At 36.2% G+C, this 17272-nt stretch carries 12 protein-coding genes; 4 read left to right on the top strand and 8 right to left on the bottom strand.

The annotated features are described in order from the left end of the window. Nucleotides 1–4: 4 nt before the first annotated feature. The gene (locus RBH94_RS06980; protein WP_188224068.1) at nucleotides 5–454 is read left to right on the top strand and encodes a nucleoside deaminase; all 450 of its coding nucleotides are present in this window, start codon (nucleotides 5–7) and stop codon (nucleotides 452–454) included. Nucleotides 455–525: 71 nt separating this feature from the next. Here the strand turns inward: RBH94_RS06980 and RBH94_RS06985 are convergent, their stop codons facing one another. Genes RBH94_RS06985 through aspS form a run of 4 tightly spaced genes read right to left on the bottom strand, consistent with a single transcriptional unit; the run spans nucleotide 526 to nucleotide 6192 of the window. Then, on the bottom strand, nucleotides 526–762 hold the full coding sequence (locus RBH94_RS06985) for a hypothetical protein (RefSeq protein ID WP_307882974.1): 237 nt from the start codon (nucleotides 760–762) through the stop codon (nucleotides 526–528). Between the two features lie 3 nt (nucleotides 763–765). Next, complete coding sequence (locus RBH94_RS06990; protein WP_307882975.1) at nucleotides 766–2556, bottom strand: chloride channel protein; 1791 nt, start codon at nucleotides 2554–2556, stop codon at nucleotides 766–768. Between the two features lie 43 nt (nucleotides 2557–2599). Next, nucleotides 2600–4393: a chloride channel protein gene (locus RBH94_RS06995; RefSeq protein WP_307882976.1), complete on the bottom strand. Its 1794-nt coding sequence runs from the start codon at nucleotides 4391–4393 to the stop codon at nucleotides 2600–2602. 44 nt (nucleotides 4394–4437) lie between these two features. Continuing rightward, nucleotides 4438–6192 (bottom strand): aspartate--tRNA ligase, encoded by a 1755-nt coding sequence (aspS, locus tag RBH94_RS07000; RefSeq protein WP_307882977.1) that lies wholly within the window; start codon nucleotides 6190–6192, stop codon nucleotides 4438–4440. Nucleotides 6193–6404: 212 nt separating this feature from the next. Between aspS and RBH94_RS07005 the strand changes: the two genes are divergently transcribed. After that, a complete protein-coding gene (locus RBH94_RS07005) occupies nucleotides 6405–8972 on the top strand; it encodes an alpha/beta hydrolase-fold protein (RefSeq protein WP_307882978.1) in 2568 nt (855 codons plus the stop codon). Between the two features lie 94 nt (nucleotides 8973–9066). Here RBH94_RS07005 and RBH94_RS07010 read toward each other — a convergent pair whose 3' ends face one another. Genes RBH94_RS07010 through RBH94_RS07025 form a run of 4 tightly spaced genes read right to left on the bottom strand, consistent with a single transcriptional unit; the run spans nucleotide 9067 to nucleotide 15751 of the window. Beyond that, the gene (locus RBH94_RS07010; protein WP_307882979.1) at nucleotides 9067–12585 is read right to left on the bottom strand and encodes an efflux RND transporter permease subunit; all 3519 of its coding nucleotides are present in this window, start codon (nucleotides 12583–12585) and stop codon (nucleotides 9067–9069) included. A gap of 12 nt (nucleotides 12586–12597) precedes the next feature. Then, nucleotides 12598–13770 carry an efflux RND transporter periplasmic adaptor subunit gene (locus RBH94_RS07015; RefSeq protein ID WP_307882980.1) on the bottom strand — a complete coding sequence of 391 codons (1173 nt, stop codon included), beginning with the start codon at nucleotides 13768–13770 and terminating at the stop codon, nucleotides 12598–12600. Between the two features lie 27 nt (nucleotides 13771–13797). Then, on the bottom strand, nucleotides 13798–15144 hold the full coding sequence (locus tag RBH94_RS07020) for a TolC family protein (protein ID WP_307882981.1): 1347 nt from the start codon (nucleotides 15142–15144) through the stop codon (nucleotides 13798–13800). A 1-nt stretch (nucleotide 15145) separates the two neighbouring features. Continuing rightward, entirely contained in the window at nucleotides 15146–15751 is a 606-nt protein-coding gene (locus RBH94_RS07025) for a TetR/AcrR family transcriptional regulator (RefSeq protein WP_307882982.1), read from the bottom strand. 122 nt (nucleotides 15752–15873) lie between these two features. Here RBH94_RS07025 and RBH94_RS07030 point away from each other — a divergent pair, with 122 nt between their 5' ends. Further along, on the top strand, nucleotides 15874–16848 hold the full coding sequence (locus RBH94_RS07030) for a polyprenyl synthetase family protein (protein ID WP_307882983.1): 975 nt from the start codon (nucleotides 15874–15876) through the stop codon (nucleotides 16846–16848). Then, nucleotides 16848–17198 (top strand): hypothetical protein, encoded by a 351-nt coding sequence (locus RBH94_RS07035; protein ID WP_307882984.1) that lies wholly within the window; start codon nucleotides 16848–16850, stop codon nucleotides 17196–17198. The genes RBH94_RS07030 and RBH94_RS07035 overlap by 1 nt, the downstream gene beginning before the upstream one ends. Nucleotides 17199–17272: the final 74 nt, after the last annotated feature.

Genomic DNA, 17272 nt, shown 5'->3' on the forward strand with positions numbered 1-17272 from the left:
AATTATGGAAAACCCGTTTGACGATACCTATTTTATGAAACGCGCGCTTCAGGAAGCCGAACTAGCTTTTGAAAAAGGAGAAATTCCTGTTGGTGCTGTTATTGTTATTGATAATAGAATTATTGCACGAGGACATAATTTAACAGAAACTTTAAATGACGTAACAGCTCATGCCGAAATGCAGGCGATTACGGCGGCTGCTAATTTTTTAGGAGGGAAGTATCTTCAAAATTGTACGTTGTACGTCACTTTAGAACCTTGCCAGATGTGTGCCGGGGCCTTGTACTGGAGCCAGATTTCAAATATTGTTTATGGCGCCAGAGATGAGCAACGGGGTTGTATTAATTTGAATACTAAGTTGCACCCAAAAACTATCATGAAGGGTGGTGTTCTGGAAGCTCAAGCTTCAGAATTAATGAAACGTTTTTTTATTGAAAAACGAAATTTGAACTAGTTGCGTTAGAGATTGAATGTACTATGTAAAGTGCGCAGCAAATGGAGCTTTATAGGGTTACGCTCAAATAATTAGTATTTCTTCTTTTCTTGCGATTTACGCATTTCTTCTAAATTTTCTTTTGTAATCATATAGTCTTTAATGTTTTTGTCTTTCCAGCGGTAATACGCAAATAACGGAAATGCCACAAAAAAGAGACCCATTACGCCAAAGCCAATAAGTTTTTGTGAATATGAAGTGTCAATGACCAGGCCTGTAATAATGCTGGTAAAAACTAAAAGGAATATTATAATGATAAGATATTTCATGCGTTATTTGGTGAATTTTAATAGTTGCCTTCTGTAGGCAGTTAATAATTTGGATTTAGAAATGTAACCGAAGTATTTTCCAGATTTTACCACTGGTAAATTCCAGGCTCCGGTAGATTTGAATTTTTCCATGATATCGTTCATAGTGTCGTCATCGTAGTTAATGATACCGGCATCGGCATGCATAATATCGGTAACACTAACTTTGTCGTAAAGATCGGCATTAAACATCATATGTCGTATATCATCGAGCCTTATTACACCTAAAAATTCATTATCGTCGTTTACAACAGGAAAATGATTTCTCGAAGATTTAGCTACGGCTTCATTTAAAATATACCCCAGAGACATATCTGGTTTTAGCTTGACGAAATTAGTTTCTATAACCTTATCAATATCTAATGCGATGAGGGTGTTTTGGTCTTTATCATGTGTCATAAGTTCACCGCGCTCTGCCAGTTTCATGGTGTAAATGGAGTGTGATACGTAATATTTCGTAATGGCAAATGAAATTGCAGCTACAATCATTAAGGGAACAAATAACTCATGCCCACTTGTAATTTCAGCAATTAAAAATATGGCTGTTAAAGGGGCATGAAGGACACCAGCCATTAACCCGGTCATCCCCAATAGTGTAAAATTAGCTTCGTTAACCGAGAACCCTAAACCAATATTATTTACAATTTTGGCAAAGGCATTACCTAAAGCACTACCCATAATTAGTGTTGGGATGAAGATGCCTCCAACGCCACCGGCTCCAAATGTGGTGGTCATTGCAATGGCTTTAAATACAGTAATGCCTAAAAGCATGGCGATAACAATCCAAATATTAGATAGATCTAGGTTTTTAAATGGCGTGGTATTTATAGCAGATAGATGATCGCCTTTTAAAAGGTTATTCATAATGCCATAACCTTCACCATAAAGCGGCGGAATAAAATACAGCATAGTGCCAATGGCAAGTCCACCGATTAAAAGACGTTTTGCCCGGCTTTCAAATTGTTTAAAAAAATTAGTGATTCCAAAAAACACTTTTGAAAAGTACACTGACGTAAATGCTGTAACCACTCCTAGTAAGATATAAATGGGAATATCGTTAAAGTTGAAAGAGTCTTTAATAATAACATGTAATAATACATCCGTTCCTAAAAACATATAAGATGTTATTACCGCTGAAACCGATGCTAAAAGTAAAGGAACTAAAGAGGTAAAGGCAATATCGAGACTAAAGATTTCTACTGCAAAGACAATCGCGGCAATAGGAGCCTTAAACATTGAAGCCATGGCGCCTGCAGATGCACAGCCGATTAAAAGTAATCGGGTTTTGGTATTCATATGAAACAGCTGAGCTGTATTGGAGCCTAAAGCCGAGCCAACACTTACAGCAGGACCTTGCAATCCTACCGACCCACCAAAACCAGCGGTTAGTGGAGCAGTGATTAACGCTGCATAAATATTATATCTTGGTAGAATCCCATTGAGTTTAGATAAGCCATATAAGGTGGTAGAAATACCATGACCTATATGTTTTTTGAGCCAGGTTTGTTTTATAATGAACACCAGAACTAATCCAATTATCGGAAAGATAAAATATAAGGTGTTCTGATAGTTTTTAAACAGGTTTAGCTCTAGAAGCGATCGAATAAAATGTGTTAGGTTTTTTAGTACCACGGTACCAACACCGGCAAGCATGCCCACCAGTACACTTAAAATATAAATAAATTGTCGCTCGGAAATATGTTTGTATTTCCAGATTAAAAATTTACGTAACAGGCTTTTTGCTTCAAAAGACATGCTTATAAAGTTAATAAATAAATGCTTTTGAACGTATGTTATATTACGAATTTACCTGTAATGTGATTAATTGTCTGCGGTAAGCTGTTAATAATTTAGATTTTGAAATAAAACCAAAATAGATACCGTTTTTGGTGACAGGTAAATTCCAAGCACTACTATCCTGGAATTTTTGCATGATGTCAGTCATTTTATCTTTATCTAAATTGATAACTGCAGGTGGTTTTTGCATAACATCGGTGGCAACAACTTCTTTGTACAGAGACTGGTCGAACATAATTGGACGCAAATCATCTAATAATATAATTCCTTGAAGCTTTTGTGTGTCTTGTTTTACAACGGGGAAAATATTTCGGTTAGATTTAATTACGGCCGTATGAATCATTTGTTCCAGGTTCATTTCAGGAGTAATCGATATGAAGTTGGTTTCAATTACTTTATCAATATCCATTAAAGTTAATACGGCGTGGTCTTTATCGTGGGTAATAAGTTCACCTTTTCGACCTAACTCCATATTATAAACAGAGTGCGTTTTAAAGTATTTGGTAATGCTAAACGAAATGGTGGCGGTTAACATTAAAGGAATAAAAAGTTCGTACCCTCCTGTAAGTTCTGCAATTAAGAAGATTGCAGTAAGCGGGGCATGAAGCACACCTGCAAGTAGCCCGGCCATACCAACAAGAGTAAAATTACTCTCGGAAACAGGTTCGTTAAATAGCCCACAGTGGTTTATAATTTTTGCCAAAGCGTTGCCCATAATACTTCCCATAAATAAAACAGGTGCAAAAATACCACCAACGCCGCCTGCCCCAAAGGTTAAGCAGCTGGCAATAATTTTAAAGAAAATGAGTCCGCCTAATAACATAACGACAATCCAGATGTTATCGGTATCCATATGAAACAGGTTGCTTTGTAATGCTTTTTCGGGGTTACCAATAATTAAATTGTTGATGACATCGAAACCTTCACCATATAGAGGTGGAATTAAAAATATTAAAAGCCCAAGTCCTAACCCTCCAATGATTAATCGTTTTACGGGAGATTCAATCTTATCGAAAAACGTATGAATTCTATCATATATTTCAGTAAAATAAATAGAAATGAATGCAGCGACAACACCAAGAATAATATAAAAAGGGGCGTCGTCAATGTAGAATTTGTCTTCAATTCTAAAAGGTAATAGGATGTCATCTCCAAAGAAAAAGTATGATGTTAAAATAGCTGAAAGCGATGCCAAAAGCAGGGGCAACATCGAAGCAATGGTTAAGTCTAAACTAAAAACTTCTATAGCAAAAATAATAGCAGCAATTGGAGCTTTAAAAATAGAACTCATAGCTCCGGCTGCGGCACAACCAATAAGAAGATTTCTCGAGGTTTGATTCATGTGAAACATCCTCGAAATGTTAGATCCAAGCGCAGCACCTGTTGCCACTGTTGGACCCTCTAAACCTACCGACCCTCCAAAACCAACGGTAAGAGGAGCCGTTAAAATAGAACCAAACATTTGATAGCGTTTCATAATACCTTTGCGCTTAGCCATAGCGTAAAGGGTAGAAGGGATACCATGGCTTACTTTGTTCCTTATAACATATTTAATAATTAAATACACTAGTGCTAAACCAATGATTGGGAACAAGAAATAAAAAGCATGATGATAATCTGCGATAAGTTTCCCTTCTAATAAGTGCTGAATAAAGTGCGTTAAGTTTTTTAATACAACGGCACCAACTCCAGATGTGAAACCTATTATAATACTTAGAATATAAATAAACTGCCTGTGAGAAATGTATTTGGCTCTCCAGATTAAAATCTGTTTTAAAATGGTTTTTTTGGGCATAGTATTATAAGCTATCAAAAAATCCTGCAAAAGCAGGATTTAGATTATTGATTTATATTTAGTTTTAAATTAAGCTCTGTTAATTGTGTATCATCAATTGGCGCAGGGGCATCAATCATCACATCGCGACCTGCATTGTTTTTAGGGAATGCGATAAAATCGCGAATGGTTTCTTGTCCGCCTAAAATTGACACCAATCTATCCAGACCAAAGGCTAACCCTCCGTGTGGTGGTGCGCCATATTGAAAGGCATCCATTAAGAAGCCGAACTGCGCTTTCGCTTCTTCAGGGGTAAATCCTAAATAGTCGAACATTAACGATTGGGTTTCTTTATCGTGAATACGAATAGAACCTCCACCGATTTCGTTTCCATTTAATACTAAATCGTAAGCATTCGCTTTTACGTCACCCGGATTAGTTTTTAATAATTCTAACTGACCAGGTTTAGGAGATGTGAAGGGGTGGTGCATAGCATGGTAACGCTCGGTGTCTTCATCCCATTCTAATAATGGGAAGTCCATTACCCAAAGCGGAGCGAACTCTTCTGGGTTACGTAAACCTAAACGTTCTGCTAATTCCATACGTAAGGCACTTAATTGCGAACGAACTTTATTTTTATCACCAGAAAGCACACAAATTAAATCGCCGGCTTTAGCTCCGGTAACTTCAGCCCATTTTGCTAAATCATCCTGATCGTAGAATTTATCTACTGATGATTTGAATGTGCCATCTTCGTTACAACGACAGTAAACCATACCTAAAGCACCAACTTGAGGGCGTTTTACCCAATCGATTAATTTATCGATTTCTTTTCTGGTATAATTATTTCCTCCAGGAACAGCAATACCTACAACTAATTCGGCACTATTAAACACACCGAAATCTTTATGTTGAGCCAGGTCGTTTAATTCGCCAAACTCCATACCAAAACGAATGTCTGGTTTATCGTTTCCGTATAAACGCATGGCATCGTCGTATTGTATTCTCGGGAATTTATCAATCTCAATACCTTTTACTTCTTTAAGCAGGTGGCGTGTTAATCCTTCAAAAGCATTTAAAATATCTTCTTGCTCAATAAAGGCCATTTCACAGTCTATCTGTGTAAACTCAGGCTGTCTATCGGCACGTAAATCTTCATCTCTAAAACATTTTACAATCTGGAAATATTTATCCATACCGCCTACCATAAGCAATTGCTTAAAGGTTTGTGGCGATTGCGGAAGGGCGTAAAACTGACCTTCGTTCATACGAGAAGGAACTACGAAATCACGTGCACCTTCGGGTGTTGATTTTATTAAGTAAGGGGTTTCTACTTCTATAAACCCTTCTTGAGATAAATAGTTACGAACCTCCTGTGTTACTTTATGTCTGAAAATTAAATTATTTTTTACCGGATTACGACGAATATCTAAATAGCGGTATTTCATTCGTAAATCTTCACCACCATCGGTTTTGTCTTCAATAGTGAACGGTGGTAATTTAGCTTCATTTAAAATGTTTAATTCTGAAACTAATATTTCAATATCTCCGGTTGGAATATTCGGGTTTTTAGAAGCACGTTCTATAACAGTTCCTTTAACCTGAATAACAAATTCACGACCAAGGTTTTGTGCCTGCTCCATCATGTCTTTAGATGTGCGCTCCTCATCAAATACCAATTGGGTAATACCGTAGCGGTCTCTTAAATCTACCCAAACTATAAATCCTTTATCTCTAGACTTTTGAACCCAACCTGCAAGGGTTACTTCTTTATTAATATGCGATGCGTTTAACTCACCACAATTATGACTTCTGTACATAATGAAATTTTAGAGTTGCAAATTTAAATAAATACAATGGAGTATGAATTTTTTAGAGTGTTTTTTTAAGTGAATACAATGAAAATATAATCCTGTAAAAGTGAATTTTATTTAGCGTTGTTTAGGTGAGTGGGTGCGTTATTAGTCGAAAAGATATTTTATGTGATAAATAAAAAGGTAGCTTTAGTTAAAAGTTTAAAATTTAGATGCTTATGTTTAGAAAGACTTTGGGTTTAATTGTCTTATTTTTTGTTTCAATTCAGGTTCAGGCTCAGCAAAGAACAGGGAATATTGTAGAATATTTTGGTAAGGAAAAAGTAGAAACGATAGAAGAAGGGAAGTTGATTCATGTTTTTAAAGAAGCACTTACATTAAAAGTGCCTACTTACAAGTTTAATTCATCATCTTTTCCCGAAGATCCTGTTTTTAGTCGCTTTTTAATGAGTGAAAATTACATACCGAAAAAGGATGATGTTTTTGATGTCGATTTTTTAGGAGAACCTATGGTTTGGAAAACCATGGCTGTCGATACAACAAACACGTTTAATGATAGAGAATTGCGTTCCAGCTATGTGTGTTTAACCTATAAGTCGAATACTGAAAAGATAGTATTGTTTGAAGCTTCAGGGCATTCTTTGGTATTGATTAACGGCATGCCGCATGAAGGCGATCATTACGATTTTGGATATAATCTGATTCCGTTAAAACTGAAAAAGGGATTGAATGTATTTGTGCTTAAGGTAGGGCGTTTTCCAAGAATTCGAGCCAGATTAATTCAGCCAAAATCAGAAATTCAGTTTACAACACGGGATTTAACCATGCCCGATATTCTGGTTGAGGAGTCAATTGATTTTAAGGGGGCAATAAGAGTTATAAACGGAACAGAGGAATGGTTAGAAAAGTACACCATTGAAGCGACTTTTAATGGAAAGGTTGTTAAAACCGAGTTGCCTAATATTCCGCCTATGAGTGTTCGTAAAATACCAGTTTCAATCCCTCATGTCTCTGAAGATGCTGCTTTAGGATCTCATGATTTATCATTGAACTTAATGAGTAAAAATAAGGTTTCAAATGACATTAAAACGATACCATTGGAAGTAAAGTCGAAACACACACATCACAAACGTACCTTTATTAGTGGTATAGACGGCAGTTTGCAGTATTACAGTGTGGCTCCATCGAGTAATGATACTTTAACTAACGGCGCTTTGTTTTTGTCTGTACACGGAGCTTCCGTTGAAGCAGTTAATCAGGCGAATGCTTATAAACAAAAAGATTGGGGTAATTTAATAGCACCTACCAACCGTCGTCCGTTTGGGTATGCCTGGGAAGACTTGGGGCGTTTAGATGCCTTAGAGGTTTTAGCGGATGCTAAGAATATTTATAACCCCAATCCGCAAAAAATATACTTAACAGGTCACTCGATGGGAGGCCATGGTTCCTGGTATTTGGGAGCTACTTATCCCGACAAGTTTGCTGCGATTGCACCATGCGCCGGTTATCCGGATTTATTAATTTATCGTGATGTATTTTTAAACAGGCTTTTAAATATGTCTGAAGATGAATTACAGGCATTTGGTGTCAACCCTAAAGTGTTAAGTCGTTTACAGGAAGCGCCACAGTTGAATCCTGTTGAAACACTTATAGAAAGAGCAGGAACACCAAGTAGAACTTTACAGTTGATTAGAAATTATTTACATCATGGGGTTTATATTTTACACGGAGAAAAAGATAATGTGGTGCCGACTTATATTGCGCGTGATATGAGACAACGATTAGGGGAATTTCATAATGATTTTACATATTATGAATATCCGGAGGGAACCCATTGGTATGGTAACCATAGTGTCGATTGGCCTCCGATTTTCAACTTGTTTAAAGAGCGAACCATTCCGGTGAATCAAGATGTGAATAAACTGGAGTTTTATACAGGGTCGCCTGGAGTATCTTCAAAATCACATTTTATAACGATTCATCAGCAGGAAGTTCCTTTTAAGGTGAGTTCCTTTAATTTTTCGAAGGAAGAGGATGAATACCTTCTAAAAACGGATAATGTAACTTTTATTGAAATAGACTTAAGTGAGTTTGATGAGGTTAAAGACAAGCTTTTGGTTGATGGATTTTCTATTCCTGTAAGTGATAAAAAATTATTTTTAAAGAAGGAAAATGGAACATGGAAAACAACTGGTAAACCAAGTTTAAAGGAAAAAGGACCGCATAGAAATGGTGGTTTTAAAGATGCGTTTAGAAATAATGTGGTTTTTGTTTATGCTACAAAAGGTAGTCAGGAGGAGAATATTTGGTATTATAACAGAGCGCGATTTGATGCCGAAACGATTTGGTATCGTGCTAATGGTTCGGTAGAATTAGTAAAAGATGTTGACTTTTCGAAGTCTAAATATGCAAACCGTAATGTCGTTTTGTATGGTAACAAATCGAATAATGCCGCATGGAATCAATTATTAAAAGAGTCATCAATTCAAGTAGAGAACAATGAAGTTAACTTCAATGGAAAACAACTAAAGGGAGATCAATGGGGTATGTATTATATTGTGCCTAGACCAGATAGTGATACGGCAAGTGTTGGTGTGGTTACGGCTACAGGAGAAAAAGGAATGAAGGCTGCTTATATGAATCATTATTTAGTAAATGGCACCACGTTTCCTGATGTGTTGTTGTTTGATGATGAAGTGCTAATCAATGGAACATCGGCAGTAAAATGTGCAGGTTTTTTTGGAAATGATTGGTCTGTAGAACAAGGCGATTTTGAATGGAAATAGTCCATTTTTTATATTTGAATTAGTCTAAAAAAAAAGCCCCGACAAATGTCAGGGCTTTTCTGCTATTAATTAAGGCTTAGAAATAAAACTTTAATTAATCTTCAATTTGAGTGTTAGTCACCACATTAAATTGATCGTTAATATCTTCTGAACGCATTTTTTTGCGGAACCACATTTTAAGCTTCATGCTTAAGAAGAATAAAACAGGAACTACAATTAGGGTTAAGAATGTTGCTATAAATAACCCGTAAATTACCGTCCATGCTAATGGCCCCCAGAAAACTACGTTGTCACCTCCCATATAAATATGCGGATTTAATTCACTAAACAATGTAAAGAAGTTAATGTTTAATCCTATAGCTAACGGGATAAGTCCTAAAATTGTTGTAATAGCGGTTAGTAATACCGGACGTAAACGTGCTTTACCTGCTTTTACAATACTTTCAAATAAATCTTCAGTTTCCAGATATTCTTTACCATCGATATCTAAATCGTGTTTTCTCCGGTCAATTAAAAGCTGTGCATAATCGAGGAGTACCACACCATTATTTACCACAATTCCAGCGAGCGAGATGATTCCCACCATGGTCATCATGATAACGAATGGTTTTCCTGTAATTACCAGTCCGCCGAATACTCCAATAAAACTTAAGAATATAGCCAGCATGATAATGGCAGGTTTTGAAACTGAATTAAACTGGAAGATTAAAATAAAGAAGATTAATCCAAGACCGGTAAAGAACGCTCCAACTAAGAATTTCATCTGTTTGTTTTGCTCTTCAATTTGTCCGGTGTAATCCACTTTTATAGTTTCAGGTAAACCTTCATAACTCTTCATTTCATTCTGAATTTGAGTTACAATGGCCCCGGCATCAGTATATCCTGGAGACAATGCCGAATATACAGTAACTACACGTTTGGTGTCGATATGTTTAATGGCACTAAATCCTGAGGTGTTTTCATGACTTGCTACAGCCGATAACGGGATTTCTTTAAGCTGACCTGTATTCGTTCTGAAAGTAATATTCTGATTGAATAAGGCACTTTTGTTATATCTGTTCGCTTCGTTAAAACGTACATAAATATCGTAATCATCGCCATCCTCTTTGTAAATTCCGGCTTTAGACCCGAAAATAGAATTACGTAACTGCTGTCCGATTTGTGCAGCGCTTATTCCTAACTCTCCAGCTTTCTTTCTGTCGATAATCACTTTCATTGATGGTTTATCTTTATTCACATCAATTTTAAGTTCATCGATACCTGGAATATTTTTTGAATTAATAAACTGACGCATACTTTCGGCAGTAGCGATTAACTCGTTATAATCGTCACCTTCAATTTCAATGTTAATTGGAGCTCCAGCTGGTGGTCCTTTAGCGTCTTTTTCAACTGAAATTAAGACTCCCGGATAAACGCCAACCAGACTTTCCTGTACTTTTTGTCGTAACAATTCACTATCGGCACCCCGGCGGTATTTAAATTCACGCATCGAAGCCGTAATTTTAGCTTTATGTGGCATTTCGGCTGTCGAACCTCCGTCGGTTTGAGGGTTTCCGGCACCTTCACCAACCTGCGAAACGGCGCTTTCTACCAAGAAATTGTAATCACCATCTTTATATTGACTATCGTCTAAAACCTTATAAACGCGTTGTTCAATTTCCTTTGTGATCGCATTGGTCTTTTCAATAGCAGTCCCTTGTGGATATTCGATATATACAATAATTTGATTTGGTCTATTGTCTGGGAAGAATTCCACTTTGGTACGTTGCTCTTTTAATGACCATCCAAACGCCATGAATGAAAGAATTAATAAACCGAAGGTCCCAAAACTTATAATATATGGCATTTTACCAGAAAGCGCCCAACGTAATTGCTTTTCATATAAACGCTCTAACTTTACAAGGGTGTGGTTTTGGAAATGATTGGCAGCTTTGCGCAAGAATAAACGGTAAATCCATAGCAACCCAACTGTTACAATCATTAAAGTTCCTAAACCGCGATAAGCTCCGCCGGTAAAAACAACTATAAAACCAAGCACCAGCATAATAACCGACATTCTTACAATGCGTTTTAACGGCATGTCTTTATCTTCAATGGTCATGAATTCTGATACCATTACCGAGTTGAAGAAGATGGCAACAAATAAAGAGGATCCTAAAACCACTGAAAGTGTGATAGGTAAAATCATCATGAATTCACCCATAATTCCTGGCCATAATCCCAACGGAATAAAGGCACCTACTGTTGTAGCAGTTGAAATAATAATAGGGAATGCAATCTCTCCAATACCTTCTTTGGCAGCACGTATGCGGCTCATGCCTTCTTCGTCCATTAAGCGGTAAACGTTCTCAACAACTACAATACCGTTGTCTACCAGCATTCCAAGTCCCATAATTAACCCGAACAGTACCATTGTGTTCAAACTATAACCTAGTCCGTTAAGAATCATGATAGACATGAACATCGACATTGGGATAGCAAAACCTACGAAAATGGCATTTTTGAACCCTAAGAAGAACATTAAAACGGTAACTACTAAAAGGACTCCGAAAATAATGTTGTTTACTAAATCGTCTACCTGACCAATGGTTTTTTCAGACTGGTCGTTAGTAATAGAAACGTTTAAGTCTGCAGGGAATACATTTTCAATAGCATCTTTTACAATAACTTGTATTTGTTCTGATGCTGCCACCATGTTTTTACCAGCACGTTTTTTAACATCCAGCATGACTACAGGGGCACCAAATTCTCTTGCGTAGGTGGTCCTGTCTTCTTCTTTAAACTTTACAACGGCTACATCTTTTAAATAAATGGCATGACCATTTTCAGATTTTACCACAAAGTTTTCAAGCTCTGAAGGTTTTTCAATTTCACCAATAATACGAATGGTTCTACGTTGTCCGCTGGCTTTTAAGTTTCCGGCAGACATAGTCATATTCCCATTATTAATGGTATTGATGATGTCGCTAAAAGTTACCTTCGCAGCCATCATTTTATAAATGTCTACCGCAACTTCAACTTCTTTTTCCTGAGCACCGCGAATATCAGCTTTTTTAATCTCTGCTAAATCTTCAATTTCATCCTGAAGGTATTCGCCGTATTCTTTTAATTTTTCAATAGGGTAATCTCCCGAAATATTAATGTTAAGAATTGGCATTTCTTCTGAAAGGCTCAACTCAAAAACATCGGGCTCGACTTTGGCGCCGTTAAAGGTTGGCCAGTCTTCACTTGATGTTTCCTGATCTATTTCATCTTTTACCTTTTGTTTGGCAGCTTCAACCGAAATATTCTCATCGAATTCTACCATTAACATCCCGTAATCTTCCTGAGATGTTGAGGTAATTTCTACCACATTACTTACCGTTTTTAAACGGTCTTCCAGTGGGTCGGTAATTAATTTTTCGATGTCTTCGGCCGTGTTTCCAGGGAAAACTGAGCTGACATATATTTTAGTTTCATTAACCTCAGGGAAACTTTCTCGAGGCATATCGAAAAAGGCTGCAACTCCTAAATAGAAAATGACAAGAATAAGCACGTACATCGTGGTCTTATTGTTTATCGCCCAAGAAGAGAAACCAAATTCTTTATAGATGCTTTTTTTGTTTTTTGACATTATAGGTTTGGTTTAGTAGTTAATGATTTGAACCGATTGCCCGTCTTTAACGCTACGAGCACCTTCCTGAACAATTTCAGTTCCGTTTTCTATACCGCTTAAAACTTCAATAACATCGCCTTGAGTTTTACCAGTGGTGATAATAACACGATTTGCTACGCCAATATTTTTATCGTTTTTGTTAGAAATTACATAAACATATTGTTCGCCGTTAGCATTTTCTGAAATGATGCTTTGCGGAATTAATAAGGCGTTTTCGTTAGTATAATCGTTAATTTTAAGTCTTGCTGTTAAGTTAGGCTTAATAGATTTGTCTTTATTTGGAATACCAATTTCAACTTTAAACGTACGGTTATTAGGGTTGATATAATCGCCTGCCTGACGTATTTTAGTTTCAACAGTTGTGCCTAAAATAGGAAAATCTACAACCACGTTTTTGCCTTTGGTAACATCGGCAATGTAGCGTTCTGGAATGTCGGTTTCAATATACATGTCATCCAGGTTTACCAAACGCATTAATTGAGATTGTCCGGCGGCAACAACACTTCCTTGTTCTGTAATTACATCATCAATAGTTCCCGAAAATGGAGCGGTTACCTTTGTTTTAGCAACTTGTTGTTCTAATTGGTTTACCGCTTCGGTTTGCGACTCGTAACTCGATTTTGCTTGTAAGTACTGTATTTCACTTCCAATGTTCTGTTCCCATAAGCGCTTTTGACGTTCGAACGTGGTTTTTGCTAAATCGGTTTGAATTTTAAGCTGCGCTAATTGTTGACTTAAACCACCATCGTCAATTTTAGCAAGTAACTGCCCTTTGCTTACTTTTTGTCCTTCTTTAACGTAAACATTTGTTAAAATACCATTGTATTCAGGTGTGATAACCAATAAGTTTTTAGTGGTAACATTACCTTGAATTTCTAATGTATGATTAAAAACTTCAGTTTTAGCTTCAAAAGCTGTAATTAAAGGGACGTGTTTTACGGTATCTAATTTTGAAATAGCTTCGTCTAAAAGTTTAATTTTAGAGTTTAAAGTTTGCTGGTCACTAACCAACTCCGCACGTTTTGCACGAATTGTAGTTAGATTATTGCTCTCTAAAACTTTTTCAACAGAGTTTCTTTTCTTCTCGCCTCCACAAGAGACCAACAGAATACTTACTATGAATAATGAATATATGTTTTTCATTGGAAATTGAAATTTTCTTTTGATTGATTAATTGATTTGAACGGTGTTTAAGATGGTTTCTAACTCTGCCTTGGTATTTATTACGTCAAGCATGGCTTGTAGAAATTCTTGTTGAGCGTTGTATAATTGAGTTTGTGCCTGACGCAAATCGAAACTAGAGCCAATACCTTCAAAAAACTTGGTTTGGTTTTTACTTTCGATGCGTTCGGCAAGATTTAAATTCAGTTTTTTGTTTTCATAATCTTCTATAGCGAACTGGTATTCACTTTTGGCAGAGGCGATTTGAAGTTTTAATTGTTGTTCAGTTTCCTTTAAATCGTTTTCAGCTTTTTCAAGATCGATTTTTACACGCGCTGTGGCAGCAGTTCTTCCTAAAGAACTAAAAATAGGAATGTTTAAACTTACTCCAAACAACGAAGTTCCAAACCATTCCTGGTCTTTACTTAAAAAATTAAAGCTATTAGAAAACCCGGAATATCCGCCGTTTAAAAAAGCATTAAGTGTTGGCATGGCTTTACTTTTCTCAAGTTTTAAAAGTAATTCTTGTGAAACTTTAGAGTTTTCAGCAATTTTATAATCGATGTTGTTTTCAATATTTTCATCGGTGCTTAACAGTTCTAAACTGATGTTTTGAGCGGTTAGCATTTCTAACTTATCGGTTAACGTCGTGTTGGCGTTAATATCTAAACCTAAGGTAATGTTTAACATTTGGTAAGCTAACACTTTTAAACGTTCGGTTTTGTTTAGATTACTCATTAAGCCGGAAAGGGTAATTTGTAATTGCTCAACGCTTTCTTCTTCCTCTAAACCATTTTCAAACATTTTAGAAGTATCGTTAACGTTGTCTTCTAAAATTTTACGGTCTTTATTTAAAAGCGTTAAGCTTTCTTCGGCTAGAAGAACATTGCCGTAGGCGTTGATAACTGCTTTTCTGATTTCTAAATCGGTTTTTTGTTTGGCATTTTTAGAAATATCTAAATACACTTTAGCTGATTGTAACCCCACAATATACGAACCATCGAATATTTTTTGTGTGATGGTTGCGGTTGCGGTCATGTTTTGTTTCGTGCCAAAAACCACCTCTTCAAACTCTCCGGGATTTCCTCCAAAAGCTTCCGCAGGAATTAAAGAAACCTGCTGTTTCAGGAAGTTCTGATAGTCTACCGAAGCATTTAATTGTGGTAATCCGGTAGCTGTAGTTTCCCATTTTTGTTTTTCTGCAGCTTCAATATCTTTTGCAGCGTTTATGGCTGTTCTATTGTTTTCAATCGCAAAATTAATGGCTTCTTCTAAACTAAAAGCATACGATTGTTCCTGGGCAAACAAGGATATAGAAAGCAATAAACTAAATAATAGTATTAGATGTTGTTTCATTTTATGATTGATTGTTGTTTAAGTATTCTGTTAAGTATTCAAGACCTTTTTGAGTGCATATACCGCGTAAATGGTATTCTAAATAATTGTTCATTAAGGTTTGCATGGAGAAGTTGTTTAAAGGGAATAATTCTTTGTCCTTTAACGATATCATGCAGTTGAAATAAATTTTTGAGATAAACTCTTTGTCTAAGTTGTCTCTGTATAATCCTAATTGGATACCGCGATTTAGGTTGCTAATTACACAATCGCCCATAACGCAGGATTGTTTTTCCATTAAATCGGCATAGATCTTCGGGTAATATTTTTGAAGTTGAAATTGAGGAGATGATTTTTCATCTTTAAGATGCTTCATAACAAATCGCTTAATTTCATAAAGCTCTTCAATAGGCGATCTGTCCTGCATGATAATATCATTGATTCCTGTTTGAATGGTATGATACATGTATAAAGTCGTCTCTTCAACTAGATCATTTTTGTTTGCGAAATATTGATAAAGCGTTTTTTTTGACATGCCAAGGGCATTGGCAAGCTCGTCCATTGTCACACTCTTAAACCCGTAGTTTAAGAATAAATCTGCTGCTGTTTTTAGAATATCGTCTTTCATAATCAGCGCAAAACTAAGCTAAGAAACTTTAAAAACAAAAAAAGTTTCCTAAGTTTTAACAGTTTTTTAATATTGAATTTAAATTGGTTGCATTAGTTAGAGCAATTACTTTATTTTGCTGAATGCAAAATGTACTATTTTATCAGGACGCTGTAACGTCGCACTTAGAGGGGTTTACTAAACATCGCGAACCTGTTTCTCTGTATAATCCAATAAATTATATTTTACAATTAGGAGGTAAGCGTTTACGTCCGGTGTTGACATTAATGACGGCCGAAGCGTTTAATGTTGATTATAAATTGGCTTTAGATGCGGCATTGAGTATTGAAGTGTTTCATAATTTCTCGTTAGTACATGACGATATTATGGACGATGCACCGTTAAGACGCGGTCAGGAGACCGTTCATGAAAAATGGGATGTAAATACCGGGATATTATCGGGAGACGCCATGTTAATTATGGCTTACCAGTTATTCGAAAATTACGAACCTATGGTGTTTCAGGCATTAGCGAAATTATTTAGCAAAACAGCGCTTGAGGTTTGTGAAGGTCAGCAATACGATGTGGATTTTGAAACTCGTGACGATGTGACTATTCCGGAGTATTTAAAAATGATTGAATACAAAACTGCGGTTCTCGTGGGGGCAGCGATGCAAATGGGGGCTATTGTTGCAAAAGCTTCAGAAGAAGATCAAAAAGCAATCTATGAGTTTGGTAAAAATTTAGGCATTGCATTCCAGTTGCAAGATGATTATTTAGATGCGTTTGGAGACCCTAAAACGTTTGGTAAACAGGTAGGTGGTGATATTATTGAGAATAAAAAGACCTATTTATACATTAAAGCAGTAGAGTTTGCTTCTGAAGATAATAAACTAGAGCTTCAGCATTTATTCAGTTTAAGTCCGAGTGATCCTTCCGATAAGATAGAAACTGCAAAAAAAATATTCCAATCTAGTGGTGCAGCCCAAGTGACCAGACAAGAAATTGAAAATTATACCAACAAGGCGTTTAGGGTTTTAGAAACACTTAATATTTCGGAAGATAATAAGGTCGTACTAAAGGCTTTTGGTTCAAGTTTAATGAATAGAAACGTATAATGCAGTTGCCTTCCACATTTGAGGATTTAATTGACGAAGCTAACAAGTTAGACTTGTATAGTAAGTTGGTGGTGCAGTTAAATAAAGATTTTTTACTGGCGAATATAGATTTAGATTTTCATGAAGATATTTTGCCTTCCAGTTTAAAGTTGATGCTTCACGAGACTGTTTATAAGCTTATTCAGGAAAAATTTGTCGATTATTTAAATCTACTTTATATCATCGATGTTTCAGAAAAACAAGTCAAGGAGCTCGATGGGAGTGATGTTTTAAAACTATCTGAAGCGGTTACGTTTTTAATTTTAAAACGGGAATGGCAGAAAGTCTGGTTTAGACATAAATATCAGTAAATTTTCTTAATAAATATTGTCAATCTGAACTCGTTTCAGATTCTAACTACGTCTGAAAACGAATGCTTTGGGAT

This window comes from Aestuariibaculum sp. YM273, assembly GCF_030908365.1.
GTDB classification, from domain to species: domain Bacteria; phylum Bacteroidota; class Bacteroidia; order Flavobacteriales; family Flavobacteriaceae; genus Aestuariibaculum; species Aestuariibaculum marinum.

Excerpts from the sequence above, each read along its gene's own strand:
- RBH94_RS06995 (WP_307882976.1), bottom strand. The coding sequence starts at position 4,393 with ATGCCCAAAAAAACCATTTTAAAACAGATTTTAATCTGGAGAGCCAAA.
- RBH94_RS06990 (WP_307882975.1), bottom strand. The coding sequence starts at position 2,556 with ATGTCTTTTGAAGCAAAAAGCCTGTTACGTAAATTTTTAATCTGGAAA.
- RBH94_RS07005 (WP_307882978.1), top strand. The coding sequence starts at position 6,405 with ATGTTTAGAAAGACTTTGGGTTTAATTGTCTTATTTTTTGTTTCAATT.
- RBH94_RS07010 (WP_307882979.1), bottom strand. The coding sequence starts at position 12,585 with ATGTCAAAAAACAAAAAAAGCATCTATAAAGAATTTGGTTTCTCTTCT.
- RBH94_RS07020 (WP_307882981.1), bottom strand. The coding sequence starts at position 15,144 with ATGAAACAACATCTAATACTATTATTTAGTTTATTGCTTTCTATATCC.
- RBH94_RS07015 (WP_307882980.1), bottom strand. The coding sequence starts at position 13,770 with ATGAAAAACATATATTCATTATTCATAGTAAGTATTCTGTTGGTCTCT.
- aspS (WP_307882977.1), bottom strand. The coding sequence starts at position 6,192 with ATGTACAGAAGTCATAATTGTGGTGAGTTAAACGCATCGCATATTAAT.
- RBH94_RS07025 (WP_307882982.1), bottom strand. The coding sequence starts at position 15,751 with ATGAAAGACGATATTCTAAAAACAGCAGCAGATTTATTCTTAAACTAC.
- RBH94_RS06980 (WP_188224068.1), top strand. The coding sequence starts at position 5 with ATGGAAAACCCGTTTGACGATACCTATTTTATGAAACGCGCGCTTCAG.
- RBH94_RS07035 (WP_307882984.1), top strand. The coding sequence starts at position 16,848 with ATGCAGTTGCCTTCCACATTTGAGGATTTAATTGACGAAGCTAACAAG.
- RBH94_RS07030 (WP_307882983.1), top strand. The coding sequence starts at position 15,874 with ATGCAAAATGTACTATTTTATCAGGACGCTGTAACGTCGCACTTAGAG.
- RBH94_RS06985 (WP_307882974.1), bottom strand. The coding sequence starts at position 762 with ATGAAATATCTTATCATTATAATATTCCTTTTAGTTTTTACCAGCATT.